The sequence below is a fragment of the Candidatus Nitrosocosmicus oleophilus genome (genome assembly GCF_000802205.1).
Taxonomy (GTDB): Archaea; Thermoproteota; Nitrososphaeria; order Nitrososphaerales; family Nitrososphaeraceae; genus Nitrosocosmicus; species Nitrosocosmicus oleophilus.
Map to the genome: position 1 here is coordinate 1,356,177 of NZ_CP012850.1, position 21,131 is coordinate 1,377,307.

At 34.7% G+C, this 21,131-nt stretch carries 21 protein-coding genes; 15 read left to right on the forward strand and 6 right to left on the reverse strand.

Features of this window, described 5'->3' with window-relative positions; genetic code table 11:
• Nucleotides 1-409: 409 nt before the first annotated feature.
• Together NMY3_RS06585 and NMY3_RS06590 are read right to left on the reverse strand one after the other, a co-directional pair.
• Nucleotides 410-1,540 carry a serine hydrolase domain-containing protein gene (locus NMY3_RS06585; RefSeq protein ID WP_196818117.1) on the reverse strand — a complete coding sequence of 377 codons (1,131 nt, stop codon included), beginning with the start codon at nucleotides 1,538-1,540 and terminating at the stop codon, nucleotides 410-412.
• Between the two features lie 114 nt (nucleotides 1,541-1,654).
• Nucleotides 1,655-1,963 (reverse strand): hypothetical protein, encoded by a 309-nt coding sequence (locus tag NMY3_RS06590; protein ID WP_196818118.1) that lies wholly within the window; start codon nucleotides 1,961-1,963, stop codon nucleotides 1,655-1,657.
• A 760-nt stretch (nucleotides 1,964-2,723) separates the two neighbouring features.
• Here NMY3_RS06590 and NMY3_RS06595 point away from each other — a divergent pair.
• The 5 genes from NMY3_RS06595 to NMY3_RS06615 all read left to right on the forward strand — a co-directional run bounded on the left by NMY3_RS06595 (nucleotide 2,724) and on the right by NMY3_RS06615 (nucleotide 7,023).
• Complete coding sequence (locus tag NMY3_RS06595; protein ID WP_196818119.1) at nucleotides 2,724-3,179, forward strand: hypothetical protein; 456 nt, start codon at nucleotides 2,724-2,726, stop codon at nucleotides 3,177-3,179.
• A 572-nt stretch (nucleotides 3,180-3,751) separates the two neighbouring features.
• Nucleotides 3,752-4,342, forward strand: coding sequence for a hypothetical protein (locus tag NMY3_RS06600; protein WP_231100370.1), 591 nt, complete (start codon nucleotides 3,752-3,754; stop codon nucleotides 4,340-4,342).
• A gap of 758 nt (nucleotides 4,343-5,100) precedes the next feature.
• On the forward strand, nucleotides 5,101-5,508 hold the full coding sequence (locus NMY3_RS06605) for a NosD domain-containing protein (RefSeq protein ID WP_196818121.1): 408 nt from the start codon (nucleotides 5,101-5,103) through the stop codon (nucleotides 5,506-5,508).
• 389 nt (nucleotides 5,509-5,897) lie between these two features.
• Entirely contained in the window at nucleotides 5,898-6,308 is a 411-nt protein-coding gene (locus tag NMY3_RS06610; RefSeq protein ID WP_196818122.1) for a hypothetical protein, read from the forward strand.
• A gap of 187 nt (nucleotides 6,309-6,495) precedes the next feature.
• Entirely contained in the window at nucleotides 6,496-7,023 is a 528-nt protein-coding gene (locus NMY3_RS06615; protein ID WP_196818123.1) for a hypothetical protein, read from the forward strand.
• 289 nt (nucleotides 7,024-7,312) lie between these two features.
• Here NMY3_RS06615 and NMY3_RS06620 read toward each other — a convergent pair whose 3' ends face one another.
• Nucleotides 7,313-7,573: a hypothetical protein gene (locus NMY3_RS06620; protein WP_196818124.1), complete on the reverse strand. Its 261-nt coding sequence runs from the start codon at nucleotides 7,571-7,573 to the stop codon at nucleotides 7,313-7,315.
• A 425-nt stretch (nucleotides 7,574-7,998) separates the two neighbouring features.
• On the opposite strand from NMY3_RS06620, the gene NMY3_RS06625 reads away from it, so the two are divergent.
• The 3 genes from NMY3_RS06625 (at nucleotide 7,999) to NMY3_RS06635 (ending at nucleotide 10,482) form a co-directional block, all read left to right on the forward strand.
• Nucleotides 7,999-8,313, forward strand: coding sequence for a thiamine-binding protein (locus NMY3_RS06625; protein ID WP_196818125.1), 315 nt, complete (start codon nucleotides 7,999-8,001; stop codon nucleotides 8,311-8,313).
• Between the two features lie 435 nt (nucleotides 8,314-8,748).
• On the forward strand, nucleotides 8,749-9,501 hold the full coding sequence (locus tag NMY3_RS06630) for a hypothetical protein (RefSeq protein ID WP_196818126.1): 753 nt from the start codon (nucleotides 8,749-8,751) through the stop codon (nucleotides 9,499-9,501).
• A 540-nt stretch (nucleotides 9,502-10,041) separates the two neighbouring features.
• A complete protein-coding gene (locus NMY3_RS06635) occupies nucleotides 10,042-10,482 on the forward strand; it encodes a universal stress protein (RefSeq protein WP_196817832.1) in 441 nt (146 codons plus the stop codon).
• A 566-nt stretch (nucleotides 10,483-11,048) separates the two neighbouring features.
• Here the strand turns inward: NMY3_RS06635 and NMY3_RS06640 are convergent.
• Both NMY3_RS06640 and NMY3_RS06645 read right to left on the reverse strand, forming a co-directional pair.
• A complete protein-coding gene (locus NMY3_RS06640; protein ID WP_231100371.1) occupies nucleotides 11,049-11,555 on the reverse strand; it encodes a hypothetical protein in 507 nt (168 codons plus the stop codon).
• 460 nt (nucleotides 11,556-12,015) lie between these two features.
• A complete protein-coding gene (locus tag NMY3_RS06645) occupies nucleotides 12,016-12,636 on the reverse strand; it encodes a hypothetical protein (RefSeq protein WP_196818128.1) in 621 nt (206 codons plus the stop codon).
• 221 nt (nucleotides 12,637-12,857) lie between these two features.
• On the opposite strand from NMY3_RS06645, the gene NMY3_RS06650 reads away from it, so the two are divergent.
• The 4 genes from NMY3_RS06650 to NMY3_RS06665 all read left to right on the forward strand — a co-directional run bounded on the left by NMY3_RS06650 (nucleotide 12,858) and on the right by NMY3_RS06665 (nucleotide 16,625).
• Nucleotides 12,858-14,198, forward strand: a complete 1,341-nt coding sequence (locus NMY3_RS06650) for a hypothetical protein (protein ID WP_196818129.1) — start codon at nucleotides 12,858-12,860, stop codon at nucleotides 14,196-14,198.
• A gap of 726 nt (nucleotides 14,199-14,924) precedes the next feature.
• On the forward strand, nucleotides 14,925-15,869 hold the full coding sequence (locus NMY3_RS06655; RefSeq protein WP_196818130.1) for an HAD-IIB family hydrolase: 945 nt from the start codon (nucleotides 14,925-14,927) through the stop codon (nucleotides 15,867-15,869).
• A 50-nt stretch (nucleotides 15,870-15,919) separates the two neighbouring features.
• Nucleotides 15,920-16,297, forward strand: a complete 378-nt coding sequence (locus NMY3_RS06660; RefSeq protein WP_196818131.1) for a fluoride efflux transporter FluC — start codon at nucleotides 15,920-15,922, stop codon at nucleotides 16,295-16,297.
• 28 nt (nucleotides 16,298-16,325) lie between these two features.
• Nucleotides 16,326-16,625 carry a DUF190 domain-containing protein gene (locus NMY3_RS06665; RefSeq protein ID WP_196818132.1) on the forward strand — a complete coding sequence of 100 codons (300 nt, stop codon included), beginning with the start codon at nucleotides 16,326-16,328 and terminating at the stop codon, nucleotides 16,623-16,625.
• Between the two features lie 835 nt (nucleotides 16,626-17,460).
• Here NMY3_RS06665 and NMY3_RS17055 read toward each other — a convergent pair.
• Nucleotides 17,461-17,667 carry a DUF2283 domain-containing protein gene (locus NMY3_RS17055; protein ID WP_196818491.1) on the reverse strand — a complete coding sequence of 69 codons (207 nt, stop codon included), beginning with the start codon at nucleotides 17,665-17,667 and terminating at the stop codon, nucleotides 17,461-17,463.
• A 678-nt stretch (nucleotides 17,668-18,345) separates the two neighbouring features.
• Between NMY3_RS17055 and NMY3_RS06675 the strand changes: the two genes are divergently transcribed.
• The 3 genes from NMY3_RS06675 to NMY3_RS06685 all read left to right on the forward strand — a co-directional run bounded on the left by NMY3_RS06675 (nucleotide 18,346) and on the right by NMY3_RS06685 (nucleotide 21,047).
• The gene (locus tag NMY3_RS06675; protein ID WP_196815659.1) at nucleotides 18,346-19,239 is read left to right on the forward strand and encodes an IS5-like element ISThar1 family transposase; all 894 of its coding nucleotides are present in this window, start codon (nucleotides 18,346-18,348) and stop codon (nucleotides 19,237-19,239) included.
• Between the two features lie 152 nt (nucleotides 19,240-19,391).
• The gene (locus NMY3_RS06680; protein WP_196818133.1) at nucleotides 19,392-19,781 is read left to right on the forward strand and encodes a cupredoxin domain-containing protein; all 390 of its coding nucleotides are present in this window, start codon (nucleotides 19,392-19,394) and stop codon (nucleotides 19,779-19,781) included.
• A gap of 495 nt (nucleotides 19,782-20,276) precedes the next feature.
• Nucleotides 20,277-21,047 (forward strand): CAP domain-containing protein, encoded by a 771-nt coding sequence (locus NMY3_RS06685; RefSeq protein ID WP_196818134.1) that lies wholly within the window; start codon nucleotides 20,277-20,279, stop codon nucleotides 21,045-21,047.
• Nucleotides 21,048-21,131 lie beyond the last annotated feature (84 nt).

Sequence of the window (21,131 nt, forward strand, 5' to 3'; positions counted from 1 at the left end):
ACCCACCATCTCTGTCTTTTATCTTTTCTAAGGAAAAAGAATCTGCGTAAATCAATTTCTAACCTAAATAATGTGTATTTATCAACAAATAATAATTTTGTTATGTATTCCTTCTGTAATAAAACTAAATCCTACTTTACCTGATGTTAAAACAAATTCTTATTCGACTTAAACTAATACCTAGAGATTTTGGATTTATCTAAATCATTAATGGTTTCAATAATATTGGAGAAAGATTTTAATTTTAAATCTCAACCGAACCCTTATACCATACGGAACTTAATCCCCCCGAACCCGATACTATTTATAGTATCGATGTGGGGCTGTATAAGATGTAGGGAAATTCCTAATCTTCATCTTATAAAACAAATCTTTTTCTGTTTTCATATTCACAATTGAGATCCTATGATTAACGATCCTTGACTGTTGAGGGTAAAGTTGGGGCCAGGTACGCAGCGAGTGCCTTGAAGATGTCGGTGGCGATGCTCGTGCCCTCCGTGGCGTTCGGGCCGTGCGTGTTGTCGATCACGATCGAGAGCTGCTGCGACGGCAGGTACGCGGCAATCCCCTCGTATCCGTTGAAGACCGGGTTCTGCAACACCCACCCATTGCCGACGGCGACCCCAAGTCCGTAGCCGATCTGCCCAGGCGCACCCGGCAGGCCCTTCGACAGATCCTCGACCTGCTCGCTCGCTGACTCCTTCGAGAGCAGCTTCCCTGTGCCGACCGCCTTGATGAGCGTGGTCATGTCGCGCAGCGTCGACGTCATGATGAGTCCGTCGCCAAGGCCCCACGACGGGCTCCATCCCGTCGACTCCTCGTAGACACCGCGCTCCGACGTGTACGCGTGGAGTGCGGGTGAAGGGATGGCCGGGAGCTTCGTGATATTCGTTTCGGTGAGCCCGAGCGGACCGAGGAACTTCTGCTGCAAGAGCTCGGTGATCGACTTCCCGGTGATCTTCTCGACAACGTTGCCGAGGATGATGAAGTTGGAGTGCGCGTAGTGGAAGCATGCGCCCGGGTCGCAGACGATTGGCTGCGCGAACGCATACTGCAGCAGCTCATCGTCCGTCCAGTGGCGGAACGGCTCCGCGAGCTGCGCCGCCTGGAAGGGCGGGTTCTCCTGGATGTAGTCGGGGTAGCCGGAGGTGACGCTCGAGAGCATCCGCAGCGTCACCTTGTCGGCGTTGGGGTACTGCGGGAACCACTTCGACAGGGTGTCGTCGAGGCTGAGCTTGCCCTGCTCCTGCAGCTGCAGCACCAGAGTCGTGAGCATGGGGATCGCCATCGAGCCGGGACGGAACTTCATGTCCGGCGTCGCCGGCACTCCCTCCTGGGAATCCCCGAGACCAGTCTTGACGACGGTGCCGTTGTCGACGTCGACGCGCAGGAGCACCCCCTTGGCGTCCTCCTTCTGTATGACGCCCTGGGTGATCGAGATGATCTGCTTCGACACCTCGGCCTTGCTCGTGCACGTGCCGCCGATGTTGATCTGGTTCGACGAGCACTTCGAGTTGGTCGTCGTTGTATTGATACCCATAGTAGAATTCGCAAGCGTATTGTTTACTGCAGACATGTTCACAACTTGTCCCATTGCTGTAGTTGGAACGAGTATGAACGCTGCCAGCACTAAGCCTAAGCAAAAGGGTTTCATTTATAGATACTCCAGTTTCGTCACGAACATACCCACGGCTTTCATTGAACTAACACTAAATTGATTCACTTCAAGTTCTTTAGGAATCCCACCAATTACAACAGATCGATCCGTGGGTTCAATGACCGTTCCATTATTATCTTTTGTAGAAGAAGGATTCCACACAAAATTACCTCCACCACCATCTCCTATGGAGGTATGACCTTTTACAATAGCTGTCACATTTAATTTAAATGAATCTTGATTTATTTTTCCACTTATAGCACGTAATTCACTTATGCTATCTACTGTTATTACGGACCCGATCATATTTTCAAATATGTAGATTAATATTTAAATTTGGTGTTAATAGACAAAATCAAGAATTAACGGAAAATGACTATCAATAACGGGTCTAAACTGCTAAAACTAGCTAATTCATGGAGCAATTTCTGCATTGAGTTTATATTAAAATATCCATTCAAGAACTTATCCATGCTTGGAAGATTCGAAAGTCACTGATGAATATTAAGATATTAACTGGTGCATAAGATAGAAAGATTTGTGAATCATTTATGGATATAGAAATGCACCTGTAATCCAAACTTCAGAAATGTCGTGTTTTATGAAGATATAAAATTTTTATAGAAATTAGGACATTCTTTCTTACGGTTATCGATCTATCACGCATATTTTGTTTGTATCCATATTAACTTTGCGTTAGGATTGGGCCATTTAAATAGTCAAATTTGTTATTAGTCCCATTGAGACCGTATTAAAAATTTATTACTTCTTATTACAAATAGATTACAAACTGATTATGATATCAAAATAAAAAAATCCTTAAACCCATGTGGATATCCTCAAGAGTTCCACCGAACCCTTATACCATACGGAACTTAATCCCCCCGAACCCGCTACCCGCTACCTAATATAGTAACGATTTATCATATAATCTAGTTAAAGTAATTCTAAACTGTCGACATATTAAAAAACATTATAAAAAAATCGGCTGATTGCAAAGAAAACCTTACCATTATCTCCTCTTAAACGTATTTATAGTATTCTGAGAATCACTATCTGAATAAAATTGGCTAATAAACCCATTTTCCTGATCGCCACTCTATTTGCATTAATAACTTCCATGGCCACTGCTGCGTTATTATCTTATTCGATGGATCTAGAAAATACAGTTTATGGTTCTGCTATTCCTAAACAAGGTGAAGAATCCACAGGTGAAGAATCCACAGGTGAAGAATCCACAGGTGAAGAATCCACAGGTGAAGTACAAAACAATTCGAGTATCTCAGACAATTCATCTATAGGAAATAAGTTACCTGTAGTCAACAGCAATTCGACATTAATAACCATAGGTTGTACGCTTGGGTATGGATACGACCCCAATAGCCCTAACCCTATTTGTGTACCACTTGATGGAAGCGAAAAACCAGGAGTTATCACCTGTTCAGCTTTAGGTTGCCCTTATAATCCACCTAATCCAAATGCTAACCAACCTATAGGAAGTGGTAATAGTCTAACCAAGTAGTAGCAATCAAACTACTGTTTTAGTAAGCTCTTTTTTGATGATCAATAGGCCTACTTAAAGCAATACTCACGGATTGTCATATTATTTATTATAAAAATAGTGATAAAATCGAGTCAAAAATGTTGACGAAATTCAACAAACAAGACCTGGATTCTTTAGGATGGATATAAAATTTACACTCGTTCCTTTTAGATAACTGGATTAATATTTATCTTACTTTTGATTTATTTAACTTTATAATTTTATCCCAAATCCTACCAACTTGTATGCATATAGAATCAAGCCTTGTTGTAATTCTTAAAACTATTATTATTCTTAGTCAAATAGTAAGTCAAACTTGACCTTTTAAAAAGCTCCGCGTCGGAGAGAAGAATTATAGAGTATCCAATCAGAGATTGTTAAAAGAATTTATCTCCCAATTCGGGCACTTGATGCTTGAAGCAGTATAAATTAATCTTGTAATACACCTTGCAATTTCTGAGATTATAAGGTTTTAAGAATGTTACAATTTAAGATAAATGCTCAAATACTTCTTCCTTAGATATTACTTATCATTGAATAATTTTAAAAATTTGCAAAATTACTCAAAATCAATCTCTGCAGTGGTCGTTTCTGCAATGATTCTTTCAATAATCATATCAATATCAATACCGAATGGATATGCTGCACCAAAGGATCCTCGGAATGATGAAAACGCGAAGTGTAGCACGGTATATGATAAGAAAGAAAAAAAGAACAAAGAAACTTGTTGCTGGAGAGAAATGGTGCCTGGTAAAATATTAGGAAACACATATTGTCAAACATGTGATAGCTACTCAAATAATTGTGGAGATAAAGTACTTCAAAACCGTCTTGCAGAGCAAACTAAACCGTTGGATCCCCTCATAAATAATGATATAGTAACAGAGAATCCAACTACATTAGAACCGTCTTCTCCAACATCCAGCTCAGGGATGATTGTAACAGAGCCTTTGCAACAAATGGAAACTAACGATGATAGCAACAAGGTAGACGGGGGCTTATCAGAAGATTCACAATCAAACTCTGATGATGTAAGTGACACAGATACCCAGCAAGAAAGTGATGTTTCAGAGAACTCTGAAGAATTTACAAATTCAAATTCAAAGGACACCGGAGCGGTCGATAATGAGGCTCCTCAATAGTTGGAATACCGCAATAAAAAAAGATTCATTTTTCTTTAATCCTATTTTTGAAAATTTGTTGATTATTCATTTATTTAATGATATTTTTCCTTTCTTCAACATATACGTTGATACAGAACTTCATATGGTCAATAATCTCAATAAGCGAACCTCATTCTCAACTAGTAATTTCTCCTTTATCAATTGAAATAAAATCTATATATTAATCCTTATTATATGAAAGATCCTTTGCAATTTCACAGCATTAGATAATCTATAAACGGTAGCCAAAAAATTGGAATCCATATATGGGACTGATACCATCCTAAAGTTTAAGAAGATAGTTTGATTTGTCTACTGTTTTTGTAAACCAGGTGAATACTAATTTAGCAATTAAAACGGTATACCCACCTTTTCTCATGTTACATTATCGTCTTTGAATATAGTATCCTATGCCAATATGCATATTGCGATTCAAACGGATTAACTCGGTTATCAAACCCCTGTGGATATCCTCATGATTTCCACCGAATCCGCAACAATATTGGTCTTTTTATTCCACCCATCGTATTATATTAGTATAATAAATGACGGAATCTGTCTATGAAGCCAATCATTCTGGTCTAGAGTCTGAGCAAAATTCCCATCTAAATACCAATAGAAGCCCCTATCTACCTTCTTGTACGCTCTAAAATCTTCCGAAGCGAAGAGACAATATCCTGCAAGATTAAAGAAATTTTTTGATTATACTGGAATTAAAATCGATTCTATGACTATTTTTGAGTCAAAAGACAGGTATAAAAATTGACGATAGTGAAAATATAAAAATCAATGGAAACGGTATAATCAAGAATTTTCAAAATGGCTTATTGACTAATTCTGATAATCAAATCAATATTTCTTCGATAAATCTTCAGAATAATGAAATGGGCGTATTTCTGACAGAGTCAAGAAATTTCATTATTCAGGATTCATACTTCAAATTCAATGATGTGTCAATTGCGCTACATACCGACTTCAATATTGAATTAGTCAATAACACCTTGGATTCCGATCATCTTGCAGGTATAACTTTAGTAGGTACAAGCGAATCCACGATTTCAGGGAATAAGGTAAAAGGATCGGTTAATGGCATTTTTTTGGATGGACATAGCAATAGTAACCTAATTGATAGCAATGTAACCTAATTGATAGCAATAGTGCATTTGACAATAGAAGGGTAGATTTGAATAACGGAAATGGCCTTTCAACAGAAATAAACGAAAATGAGTTTATAGGTAACAAATGTGATACTTCTGTCCCCAATGGCCTGTGCATCAATAAATAATATAGGATTCCATATTCTTAGACCTTTCATATAATTTTCCAACCCCATTTAGTTTTTATCGAAATAATGTTTAAAAAGTTGGATTAGAGTTATTCTTGGATTCTATTTAGGAACATGCGGTAATTCTTAACTCATATGTTCAAATACAATTTATCAATACGTTTCGTATCTGAATAAATGATTATCATTCTGGAAATCAAATATTGGACAGTAAAAGTTTTTAGCAATACAGTTGTTTGAACTATGACCATGAATACCAAACTTAATGCCATCTTCACTTTGTCAGTGCTGATGTCTTTCTTTTCAGGGTTGATTGCATCAAATGTTCCAATCAACCAAGATGTCTTGGCTCAAGGATTGAATACCCATAATACCGGACCCCTAAACGTAAATGTTCAGGTTTCTAACACAGGGAATGCCGAATTGATAGGATCCATACATGTTATCTCCGATATCACAGGTGTTTCTAAAAACGCTAATGGTATTATTTTCCCCTCTGGGCAAACGGTCATCAAAACATTTGATTTTAATCAAACTGAAATTCCAAACGGTGCAGACTTTAACGTAGAGATAGTATATGGAGACGACTTTTCTAAAATAGCACATGGTGTCAATAACCAAACAGATATGCCAGTCTTTTTCAATATTAAAATACCATGACGGCCATTTTCTTCTTTTTCTAAAAAGAAACGATAAAATCCTTTAATCTAAAATTGGAAAATAACTGCAGAAAATAAAAGAATATATTCGCCAGATGGATAGAACTAATTTAGAGAATTATTCAATTTAGGCTATTAACAAAATAATGTTTTATTAGTAAGATAAGTATAATGTTTCTGTATATTTTTTGAATCTACCTTCACCAGTGGGGATACCGGTTGGCTTCGTAAAGATCTTATCTATACTGTTTATCATTGTCTTATTTAATCATCCTTGTCAAGCCTTTTCTTTAATTGCAAATACGTCAGTTGTCAAGAATAATTATTGGATAAGTGAACGAGATAATTTGAACATAAGTCTTAGACTTGAACCGCAAGTGCCAATTATCGATCAAGTTACTAGACTAACCTTTGAGTTAAGAAACCTTAATGATTCTACACTAGTTAATAATCTAAATACAAAGGTTACTCTAACAGATCATGATGGGAGATTGTATAAGTTCGAAAATAAATCAATTCCCATATCTGGGGGTCACTTTTCAGTTGATTATATTTTTCCAGATGATGGCGAACATAGAATAATTTTGCAGATATATAAGAATACTACCCCGTTTACTGTAAGTTCATTTGATTTGGCAATACCTCATTCGGTAGCCCCATCTGAAAATGAAAAATTATTAAATCCATTTATTGACTTTTTTGATTCCCTTTTCTAGAAAATTGATTGACATTGTTAGTATAGGATAACTTTGCCAATTGAATAATTTATTAAACAAGTAAAACTGTCGTTTGAATATCTGAAAACTAACACTTGATTTAAGGCATCTTTTAGTATGTAGACTACATTCAATCTTGAATTGTATCCACACGGGCCCGGACCTTATGTGAATAAAGCGTTAGATGATTATGATGAGTGATAGAATCGAGTCATAATTCTTTCACATACTACCTGGCCACCTGACTTCTTCCGGCATTCTGAAAACGGACAAAAAGAGTAGACCTATCTTATTCAAAATCATCTTTCCTACTGCTATTTCGCCATTTTCCTGCTCTACTCTGCTTGATACCCCAAGAGGCCCAAGTGGCCGCCATTACAGCGATGAATCCTAAGAAGATCACAACTACTATTGCAACGTTCTGATAAATAGTGTAATCTTCTGCATAAAAGAATAACCAGATAATTACTCCTATTATGGAAGCGAAAAAGGTGAGAATAGATATGGTAACCCTCCACCCCATGCCGTCATCAGAGAGTGAATTGGACATCTTTACTTCCACTTACATATATGTGCAAAATTAATAAGGTTTTTCACATTGCTTATGGTTGCTCTATATATGGGCCCAGACAAATTTTAGTCCAAATACCATGAGGACGCTATTGCACTTAATTACATATCCTCTGAAAAAACACATTTCGAATACAAATTAAAATAGTCAAAATAATGCACAATTGTTACTGTATTTAGAGCAGTAATTCACACAACTTGCTATTCTTATACTGTAAAGTATATTGAATTTTGATGGTGGGAGTTCGTTCTTTAATATAATAAATATATTTTTCAGATTATAAAAAACCATCATATTTGGATATAATAGTATTGTACAACTTTGTAAAAAGGTGTAATTTACCTCTTGAGTATAGATATTAGTAAAAATCAAGACTTAATTGTCAATAATACTTTGGATTATCAATGGTTTGTGAAGATCATGAGGTAGTTGCAGAATTTAATATAGTCCAATTAGGAAAACATTATTCAAGTGATCAATTACCTCCAAGCATGAGAGACGAACTAGCCATTGCTACCTATGCTATTAAAAAAGTTAAAGGAATCAATGTTTTGGGAACGGGCATGAGCATTCATATGAAAGCCAAATCAATTCAAGATATTTTAAAAGCAATAGAGTATACCCATCTATCTCTTATGGATATAGGAATATCACGAATAATTTCATCAATACATATAGACGAAAGATATGATAAATCACAAGCGGTAGAAGAGAGATAGTTGATTCAGTATAAGAAAAGTTACAAATTATACAACATAAGACTATAGTGCTGTCGATAGAAAGGTCTCCATTATCTTGGAGCGTATAGTGGGCGAATTGATAAATTATCCCATACCAACATTCTCTGATTGTTCATATCCTAATTTCTGACTGCTGCTAGATGAATCCTATCAAAGCGTGAGAGTGAAGAGTAGTAGAAATAAAAGAATGATAGTTTGAATTATAGTTTTAATTTATTGTGATTTGCAATTTCCTATTACTTTAATATGCTTACTAAACTTATCCGCATCTCTCCATCCAGACTTAATCATAAGGCGATCCGAGATGGTGGTTTCAAAATATATCTGACTTTATTTTATTCAAAAGGAAGATTCCATTGATTTTATGATAATCGCAAGGTAAGTAGTATAAGGCATTAATGTGTATTTTATATAATGACTTTAACATCTGTTATTAATATAAAAAGTATATGTATCTGCGCTTTTTTAGCAATTTCGGTGGTATCCGTTCTTAGTTTTGGAAGTAATACTAAGGATAATTTGATTTCCATATATGCACAAGAGGTTACTTCTAATGTTACTACAAATTATTCTAATATTCCTTCGGCAGAATCTGTCCATACAACTGAGATATTGAAACTACCTGCTAACGTAGACACCTTTGTAATGCTAATTGTAAACGAGGCACATGAAAGTTGGAAAGAGGAACAACATAAATTAATTACAGATAAGAACGCATATTTTATTCCGACAAATCTTGTTATCTACGAAGGTACAAAGTTAATATTCTTGGATGCCGATGCACCTTGGGATACATCTCATCCACATGATTTAGAATTAGTCAATGTTAATAATAGAGAAAATAGCGGTGCTTCATCATTTTCAACTGGTACCTTAGATTATACAAATACTTCAGAACCTTTTACACTTCCTGTTGGGAATTATTCAATAACTGATAAGGACTATGAAATAAAAGGAGGAACAATTAACGTGCTTGAAAACAATCAAGGAAATAGTAATATCAGTGGGAACAACAAACTAATTGTTGGAGGATTTTATACTCCTACAAATCAAGTCAAAGACACAAAGGACAATGATGGTAACTCTCATCCTGGTTCTTTAGCATATTATAGACAAGCGTTTAATGAAAATGGAATTGAAATATTAAGCGAATATAACTTATTCTAAATGTGATTATTGTCCGGAAGGATATTGGCCTGATAACAAAAGCGGAAATCATACTTTAATCATGTTTAGTTCTGAACGACCACTGGAGCAGACTTTAGAAATCTTAAAAACTTTTGTAAAAGAGAATGTGTACATATAATCATATTTCTATCATGTATTGAGACACAATGGCAAATGTATATCGACATATTCGTCGTCATGGGTAAATGACAGCCATTAGAATCCACCTTTAAGGACCGATATCGTTCTGAAGCCTACCGGGCCCCATGTAATCTTTTCTCTTATTAGCAAAGGATCAATATGTTTCCTTGAAATAAGATTTTATTTAATTAATAGTTCCCATGTACCTCATGGACTCGAACCCCACTGAATCTAGAATGGGTTGTTGACATTTTGTTATAATTGACTAATTTAATACTTTTTATTAATACAGAATAAATATCATGCAGCTATGTAAAACTCAACTGTAAAGATTATCAATCAATACCTATTAAAGAACAAACAAATGAATTTATTATCATTTGGAGAAATCCTTACCCTGTGTCTGAAGAGATCTCTAAAATAATGGTCGGTATAGATGGGTCTGAAGCTTCAATCAAAGCCGTAAGAAAGGTTTTAGACATGGCAAAAAAATACAGCGCAGAAGTTATTGCAATTCATATTTCATTGATTCCATATTATTTAAGACGGTTGCCTCAAAGTGGATGGGAAGAACTACGCGCTTATGATGATGAGCAGATGAAAATATGGTTAAAGAATATTATGATAGAGGCCAATGAAAAGAATATTCATTTTAAGGCATTGGTAAAAGAGACTACATCATCAATTGTGAATGAAATTATTAGAAGTGCCGATGCAGAAAATATTGACTTGATTGTTTTAGGTAGTACTGGTAAGTCAAGGCTTGATAGAATGTTGGTCGGTAGCGTAGCCCAAGGCGTGATGACCAATGCAAAGTGTTCTGTTTTAGTAGTAAGATAATTTCAAGTCCAACTGGAATTAAAAAAAAATAAACGCTTCTAATAAAAGATCAAATAGTTTTAGGAACTTGATTTGTTGTATTTTTTATCTACAGGTTCTATGTGTCTAGCACTAGCATCTACCGTTCTCTTTCTATCAATAAAATTATTTCATCATAGATAAATTCATATGACATTTTCTAAATTATTAAGAAAAGATGACCTTAATTTGTCTACATTATGCTAGGGACATCCCAACTGACATAAAAATAAAAGTAAATAATTCCTTATTCGTAAATAATTTAAGATCCCAGTATTAGACTCATTATATTTTCGAGGCTATTGCCTATTCTGCCTGGAATTAGAGAGGTCCAAATTATTTTTTGACCTTTGTCTGTAAATATATCTTCCCAAAATTTTGGGTCTTGAGAATTTGAATGAATAAAAATCCCATAATTACTATTTGTAGTTGAAAGATAACTTCTCATCTGGTGTAAATTGGGTGTTAGGTTTTTTGGCGAATAATAACTATTTTTTGCGTCCAAGACAAAACAAGTTCCATCATTTTTCTCTATTACGATATCCGGATTATCTTCGAGAAATTTGTCTTTGTATTTCCAAGGCGTCGCATAGGTAGCCTGATAAGTTATCCTTAGAGTTATCCAATGTGATAAATGTCACTAAGCCTTTTGATGCTCTAATCTGTTTTAATTTGACATTTTTTTTCTTTGAAATTTCATAAAGGATCTTGGTGAATACCCAACATTCATACAAGTCATTGGTATTATCTAGATTCATAAAGTGATAATATAGTACATCTTTTGCTATCTCTTTTTCATTATACGTTAGCCAAATAAAATATTTCCAATAATAAAATAGTTTTATTATGTTTGCAAACTTTTTAGGTATTTTTTGGTTATAGAGTCTAGTTAGAGTAAGTTGCAATAATTCATTTAACTTATAGGTCGATTCAATCGCACTGGGAACGATTTGTTCTATTATTCTAGTTGCAAGGATTTTTGATACATACATCTGTATAGTCATTAATTCGTGAATTGTAAGATTGAGTCGGTTGGACTCAACTAGTCCCTCCAATTTGATATATTTAGTGCAGTAAAAAACGATAGACAATAATATGATGACGAAAAATATTCTCGGGAGTATTGAAATTCTTATGTATTTCAGAACAGATAATACTATGGTCACCTATTCTTTGTCGCATAGTAATTGTTTTTCTGATGATCAATAGGTCTACTTAAAGCAATACTCACAGATTGTCATATTATTTTTTATTAAAATAGTGATAAAATCGAGTCAAATTTGTTTCACATACCACCGAACCAGATACTAATGATAGTAACGATATACTATGTACTCAGTTTAGTTTCTCTTCCAACCAGTTATCATAGATCCAATTTCCAGATAAGTTTCTTAAAATTCTTTGAGATTTGAGGTTTACAAGAGTTATTTTATATTGAACGTACCCATCGGCAGTCATTTGATTCAACATATTAGTCAAACTGGATGAATTGCAAAGTGTGATTGGAATCCAACATTATTTTACTATTAGGTTATAAATTGACTGAGTTGCAAAGTTCATGTTACTAGCAACGGTTAGATCTCCAGCTTGACCTCCGAATTTTATCTCGTGTTTGCCGGCGCTCAATGGATTAATAAAAATCCAGTAACCTTCCGCAATGGAAGAAGTCGTTTGAGGACTAACTCCCATTATGTTATTCGCAGGCAACGTAATGTTGTATAATTGAGACTGAGCTCTGTAGTCTGCTAAATTTTCCATCTTTTTTCCATCAATTGTAAGATCCGTGCTGATTGCTCTATCGATATTTGCCTTCGCACAGGTTTTAAGCTCCTCTTCAGTCTTTCCATCGCCACCTGCGATAGAGCATTCAGTGTTTAAAAGAGGGAAGAATAAAGACGTATTTGACGGAATCGTACACTCTCTTGTTATTGACCCGCCAAATGTACCTACCAAAAACCACACAGAGCCGACTTGTTTCACTGCACATTTTGCCCCTGTTTCATCATACAACGGGTTTTCATCTTGCGGGATTGAATACACCCATTGCCACCATTTAGAGGCCCATTCGCCATAAGATGATCCTTGCGGATTTGTATCCGGTGCTGCTATTTGTTCAACTAACTGGGCGGATACCATCGGGTAGCAACTACAGACTATTATAGAACCTATGAGGATTAAACTGATTTTTGGAGAAGAGATAATTTTCATAATCGATATCTTTATTACAATATGAACATAAAGTATTTTTGTGTTTTGCCCAACCAAACGCAAAGGACAGAATTTGGATTTGAGTCATCACCCATTTTCAAACAGAAATAAATCTAGAGGATCATATAGGAGTTAGAGACTTACCTATGATGCTAGTGCTATCTTATCTTAAAGAGAAAATTTATGTTCTTTTTGTCGTCATGGTTTTAGCAATGATCCTGGATCTCTTTTTTGGGAGGATTTCTGAATTAGTAGGAAAACAGTATTATTTTAGCTGGGGAATCATGTTTTTTCTTTTTATTTCGATATTAGCCATAGCCGGGCAGTATCTTATCCTGCAATTTGTAAAAAAAAATATCTCAACATTAGAACAAACAAAGGTATTGCGATTCAAGAGAATTCATACTCTGGTAACGATTGTACAGATTTTTTTGACTACTGTTTTCATCTTCCTTACTTTTCAGTTAATATATTATAATCACTACAATACAATACTTATTATCATTACTGTTACCACTGGATATGCAATGGCCATTGCAATATTCGGATTTGTTGCCTTTAGTTTATTTCTTTGGTATAATCAGTATAGAAATAACATCATTGTATTACTTTATGCAGTAGCGATTTCCATAATTTGTGTAAATTCGATATCATCCGTCATCTATTTAGATAAGGCATTGCTTGAAAGACCTCCAGAAATTTGGAATAGGTCGTATAATAATTTTGAACAGTTCGTTCCGGGCTCCATAAATTACTACCTGAATAATTTCTACACCTATTCATTGATATTGTCTTTCGTATCGATCTGGATAAGCACTTTTTATATGTTACGTCATTTTATGGATAGAATTGGCAGAACTAAGTTTTTAATACTAATAACCGTACCATTAATTTATTTCTTGAGTCAATTTTTTACTTTGTCTTTCAATTTTATCAAGCCAATGATCTTATCTGATCCTTTTTTTTATAGTATTCTTTTTACTCAAATATTCACGGTTAGTAAATTGATTGGAGGGATTTTATTTGGAATTGCGTTCTGGACAATCATAAAAACTATTCCCAAGTCTTATTCTATAAGAAATTATTTGATAATTTCAGCCTTCGGTATGACTTTTATTTTTGTTATAGGAGAAACTTCGATCATCCAGGCACCATATCCGCCTTTTGGAATTGCTACTATTTCATTTGTCGGTTTGACAAGTTATCTTGTTTTCATTGGGATATATTTTTCGGCCATTTCTATAACTTTCGATACACAATTGAGAGAGGAGATAAGAAAACACATTGAGGGACAATTCTCATTGTTGGATAGCATTGGGACAGCTAAAAGAAACCTAGAAATTCAAAAAACAACCTTGAAAGTCGTAGAAAAACAAGCTAAATTGTTAGAAGAAGAAGTAGGGCTCAAAGTAACGGATAATGAATTATCGGAATATATGGAAGAAGTTATGAAAGAACTTAAACAATATAAGGCAAGCCAAAAGGGTTGATACCTCAAATACAATTGTAGAGTTTTGTCGAGTTGATTTTCCTTGAGCGATGACTCTTATAGCCATTTCAAATTATTGACCCTGGGTAATTTAGGTGTAGGGTCACTTGATCTTTATCAGACTAATATTATGTATTGCTTGTACTTGAAACTATAAAAAGAAAAACAAACGATTTTGCCAATCACTCTTATACATCCGAGAACATGGCAATTTCTTGGTTAAGGACTTGGATTTATACGAAAGTACCTAAACATTTGGTAATACAATGCGAAACGACTAATACCTTCTGCGCGTGTTACGGTTAAAATCAGTTTTATTTCATTAATTTGAACGTGGATTAACGGTTTATAATTCTGTTGTAGGACTCACAATTTATTTTTTTATGTTCATGTTTCTAAATTAATGAAATATTCTATAAACCCATATGGATATCCTCATGATTTCCAACGAACTAGATACCAATGTTAGCAACGATATCCTAGAACTTTTTCATCTCCGTCCACCATTCCATTTAGGGAATTTAGGATACTAGTCGTTAGAATCCGTTCATCTCGTGGACTTAATTCTTCCATGTATTAATTTAGAAAATCATAAATTAGATAAGGCTTGCGCTAGGTTGAGTTTGAAAAATCTGAAAACTCCCACCTACGAGTATTGTCTAGGTCTATATTGGAGCATTACAAGGCTTTTTATGATTTCATTAGATCATAATTCATAGAAATTAGATTGGATAGACTGGCTGCAATACTATCGGATTTTGATGGAACTCTATGTCCTACCTCTGGTATAAAATACAATGACAATAGTTCCGATTTTATTCCACGCTCAATTGAAGAAATACTCTGTGAGATTTCTTTAACTATCCCAATAGGCATTATAACAAGTAAAGACTTTGATTTCATTTATCCAAAAACTAGAAAATTTGCAAAAATATTGTCTTGTATTTTAGGATTAGAAACCTTTGTTTTGAATGATAAAGAACGAACCAATTATAATGAAAATATTCTAAATGAAAATAATAAAGTATCTACGGAAGATATCGCTATTAAAGATAGGATTTCACTTTTTGACCATGAAATGCTATCAATCAATTCTCATATGTTAAATGAAATTACCGCCTATCTTGAAAATAACTATCACACGATGAATGTTGAAAAGAAGTTTCTAAAGGGTGAAGAAAATCTCCTAGGCGGAATTACGGTGGATTGGAGACATAATTCTAATTGGATGGTCAATAAAGAGAAATATAAAGAGATTGTCAAAGAATCAGTATATAATATATTAAATAGGACTCAACAAAAAGAGGAAGGCAATAGATCCAAAGAAAAATCAAGTTCTCTTACTCAACATCTTTTTATCCAAGAATATTCTACTCATCCTTTCATTGATGTTTATGTTACCAAATTAAACAAGGGCAGTGCATTTGACTCCGTTGTTTCCAAACTATATGAAATATTAAATATCAAGGGCAAAATAATATACCTGGGTGATTCTGAAAACGATAACCCTGCATTTAAAAAAGCGAATATTTCAATTGGAGTGAATTCAGACAATAGACTAAACCCTACCTTGGATTGCACCTATTCTATAAAGTTTGAGAATTTATCTATTTTCTTAAGAAGACTGGTTGATAATGACTTTGATTTCTCGGAATCATTGTTAAATTTTTGAATGTCAGAGATGAGAAAAGGTAAAGTATGATATGAAAACTATTAACAATCGTGAAAGGGATAGAGTTTGTTTTATTGGCAGCCGGAGCAATTCTAGGTGCTTATATTAGATACAAAATTACGTCCTTTCCATTAATACTAGGAATAATAGGTTCAAATGTATTGATTGTAAATATCGTGGGTAGTTTTATCCTGGGTATTTTCTCTGTTTTATTGGTTAACTGGAACCTAGATCAACGATATTCTTTTCTAATCGCTATTGGATTCTGTGGTTCTCTCACTACTATGTCTTCATTTGCCTTAGAAAATATTGTAATGATAGAAAATAAACAAATTCTAAATATGATGATTAATACAATAGCCAATGTGGGCTTATCCTTTTTGGCATTATATGGTGGCAGAATCTTAATAATTCAATTATTACAATAATAATTTTAGAATAATGACTCTGAAACAAATGATCTGCTTAAACATCCGCATAAAGAAAAATGACAATGTAAATGGAAAAAGACTGGAGAAAACTATTATTGAATTTTTGATGAAGGCGAACGTTTTAGGGGCTATAGTATGGCTAGGTGTTGACGGATTTGGAAGAAGAGGCAAGTCAACAGTTCATTTGGAGGGTTTAATGATAAATCAACCTATGATGATAGAAACAATAGATGAGGAAGAAAAGATACAACCATTGTTATTACCTTTAAAACAATTGATAGGTGATAACGGCTTTATTACTATTCATAGAGTACAGGTAGTCTAATTGTTATTCTTAATGGTCAAAATTGAAGGCAAGCGCTAAACAAATAAACTAATGGATACTATTCAATTTGAAATTGCCTTCTATAATATATTATTTGGGTTAAAAAATAGGGTCAAATTTGTTTCACATACCACCGAACCTGCATAGTATACGGAACTTAATCCCACCGCAGCCATTATGAATAGATTTTCAGTATGGATGTTGAGATTATCTTCTTTCGTTTAATTTATAATTTCAGATCTTCTTTTCATGCAAATAGAATAGGCTATAAAATTAATGAAATAAAACATAAGGAATTGATAATTGTTGTCAAAAAGAGCAGAAAAACTGTTTTTTATAGCTTAGTTGTCATCTCCTCCACTGTCATCTTCTTATAGTATCTCATCCGTTTCTTCTATCGACAAATTCTTACTAGTGTCATCATCTTGCCAGTCTATTGAGTCATATTTAGGATCATTATTTGGATCGCTTTGAGGTTCGACGAGACTAGTGGTAATTGTAATACGACGCTCGCGGTTACCATTATTATCATTATCGTTCGCTCCGGCTTGTTCTCCTGTTATTTGAATCGTATGCTGATCAAAATCATTGTCATTCCATCAAATACTGAATTAATATCTTTCAGTATCATCTTCTGGAGTATCACTTGTAATCAGAATATCAAAACCTGCTTTGCCTCAAGAGGGGATAGAGGAGGGTTGAGTTACACCAGAAGCCGAACCAAGGAAGCCGTGCTTAACACATTCCAATTTTCTTTATAGCAGTCGTATCATTTTATAGTCATAGTATTTTGCAGTTTTAATTTATCTAAATAAAAAATTTACAAGTCTATAAGTTAAGACAAAAATAGTGATTGCAAAGCCTTTATCATTTCGGGATTCCTGTTGGTCAGAATATATTTAATACCTGCAGGCTTATTGTTGTCACTAATATCAATAAATACTGAATCTCCAAGAGAAATAGTACTTACTATTTTCTGATCAGTCAGTTTAACATATAATGTATTATTCTCAATATCATATTCAACTACTGAATCTATAATTCTAAAACCCCCTTCCTATCTGTTCTTAATATTGTTATTATTTCCATCGTACTGCTGTAATTATTAAATAGTAGAATCAAGTATTTAGGTTCTTATTAACACGGGATAATAAACTGTAGAATGAATTTATATCAGTTACAGAAATGAGCTATAAAATTAAACAAAAATTAAATTATATTTTACTGTTTATACAAAATTAAGTATCGTGGTTCCAAAGCCTCCAAGGGTCCGGCACTTAATTGCAAAATTAGTTCATTCTTAACTTATCGATAATAGTCAGTTTACTTGCAGTTTATATTATACGCAAATAGCAAAACCGGAGGCTCGGAGCCACTAGAACGTGTTTTACCTGTTTTACGTAAACCAAGAGTAACATTTTTGAATCTATTTTTTTTTTGGATCGACTACAATTTCTCTGTGAACCTTGGATTCCTATAGATGCTTACTACCATTAAAATCACCGATTATAATTTTATTCATAATTTGATCCATTTGAAAATCGAAGGTCATCCTTTCTATATCTGGAATTATTTAATCAATTTAACTTTACCATTTACGCTGGAATATCTTATATAGAACCAATATCTGTATTTTGAAATTTGAATTATAATGATTTTATTATATGTGCTTTGTCGCCTAACTCAACATATTTAGCTGGAATGAACAGATTGATTATTTGTGATAGACTGGCCCTCTTACAATCGCTCATTAGTTCAACGCGGTGAGATCCTCTTCTCGTATGATTTCCTTGATGGTTGGGGTTCAGAGATAGAGAATATGAATATAAACAAAAAGGGTAAACCATTTGTATTTCCAGATTCTTTCATCTTGGCCATTGGTTACATTCGCTATTTATTTCACCTACCATACAGACAAACCCAAGGTATAATTAAGGCCACAGGAAAAAGGTTACCTGCTAATCCACCAAGTTATGGTCACATCTGTAAACGAATCAACAAGCTAAACATCGATATTAAAAGAGACAAGATGGATGACGATGATGACCTAATAATATCAATAGACAGTACAGGTATCAAGATTACTAACAGAGGTCAGTGGATGGATGAGAAATGGAATACACAAAATAGAAAAGGATATCTCAAGATCCACGTTGCTGTAGACATAAAGACCAGGAAAATCATTGCTTTGGAAGTGACAGATGAGAAGGTACATGATGGGAAAATGCTAAAGAAACTAGTCAATCATGTTTTGGATTCGAGAGAACCAAACACTGTAAAGATAAAATCGGTACTAGCTGATGGAGCCTATGATTCAAATCCAAACTTTGTGTATCTTGAGGACAAAAAGATCAATCCAGGTATAAAGGTAAGAAGGAACTCTATTGTTTCTCCTAAAAACAATAGGTTAAGGAACAACGAAGTAAAGTTACAAGCAAAGGATCTGTTGAAATGGAAGACAAAAAGAAAATACGGACAGAGATGGATATCTGAAACTGTGTTCTCAGCTATAAAGAGAATGTTTGGTGAATACACATCAGCAAACAGGTTTCAAAACATGGTAAAGGAGATCATGATAAAAGTATCATTGTATAACATTTTTAGAAGAATATAACATGATGATCATGATGATAACCGGAGAATAAGGAATTATGCAACAAAGCATATTATATGCATTAAATATTTAAAGAAACTGTGAGATATTATGCATTAGTGTCAAAATTATTAAAACACGATACATTTATCTTATTTGTCATTTGCCTTTTGATGGTTACATTGAATTTTCAGTTTAATCAAGTTAGTTTTGGACAGACTCAAGATGCACTGAATCAAAATAGCATAGTAGAATTAACAGCTGAAAGAGTAGGGAAATATGTATGGAAAAGTAATGAACTTGGATTTAATCCATTATTGAATCTCAAATCAAATGAAAATTATACATTTTTAATTACCAGTATTCAAAATGACACTGCAGAACATCAATTAAAGATAGAGCCAAGAGAGGGGGGAGAGCATTTGGCAGAAAGTGAAGTAATAGAACATGGTTCATCCTCACAATTTGCATTTAATACCGGAATTCCACAAGTACTAAAATATTATTGCGAATATCATCCTCGGAGCATGACTGGAATGATTAATGTTACTTCTGTAATATGAGAGGGATGGAATTTAACCAATCTGTGACAAACCGAAACGACTATTCTGGGTTCATGGACATTTATCCATCTAATAAATCGAAATCCCACGTCTTTCATTATCGACTCTTATCCTAACCTTGTAATATGGAATCGAACGGTTTTGGATTATGTGATAATTTTGATTAATTGGGTAATGATATTATTTCCTGCACCAGGAAACCTCTTTTTCTACACAGGTGGATGTCCTCATGATTTCCGCCGAACCCTTATACCATAGGGGACTTAATCCCACCGAACCAGCTACCAATTATAGTAACGGTATAATATATTATTGAGATAAAAAAATGATAAAAAAACTCAATTTTTGATACATTCAGAATTTTTTTACTTCGAACTATCCTTTAAAAAATGACTTTCTATGTAATGTCCGGACAACGGCTTTATATATAATGTCATGGCAATGGCAACTATGAATCGAATTAATATTTCATTAATATTTTTAATAATGATTTCTATGGTTTCGCCGACTTCAGCAATCATATATGCTAGTGGGTCTACTGATAATAGCGAGGGGACATCAGATACTGGGTCTACTGATGATAACAGCGACTCATCATCAGATACTGGATCTAGCGAGGATAATAGTAACTCACCACCGACTGACTTACTTCCCCCTAACGTCGACTCAACATCATCAGCAACGTCTACAGATGATAATGGTGATTCATCAGCAACGTCTACAGATGATAATGGTGATTCATCAGCAACGTCTACAGAGAATAATACCACTTTACCGAGTGAATCTCCTTTGGGTAACAATACTGCTAATGTGCAAGGGGAGGATTTGGTCAACATCATCCTGACCTTGCACAACCAAGAGCGTGCTGCCGTTGGGGTTCCACCGCTTACATGGAGTGACTCACTAGCCGCCCATGCACAGCCTTGGGCCGATAAAGTATATGAGACAAGTGATTCGTCCCATTCGAGTGGGGTTGCTGACTTTGGTAATTATGGTGAGAACATGGCATGGGGAGGAGGTCCGTCATTTGCAACTCCAACCTGGTTAGCTCAGACGTGGGCTAACGAAAAGAGTAATTATGTACCGGGTACTCCCGCGTCCGATAGCACTGGTCATTACACCCAGATGGTTGACAAGCAATCAACCGAGGTTGGTTGCGGGTTTACCAGTGGACCCGCTGGTCAATATGCTGAATATGGTGGAACGAATGTATTGGTTTGTCAATACACTCCTCCTGGTAACTGGAATAACCAACCACCATATTAGAATGGTCTCTCCTGTAACGGTAAATATCTATCCTTCACCCTGAACCAAGGTCCCATACAGAGTTACTCTAAGCAATATCATCAA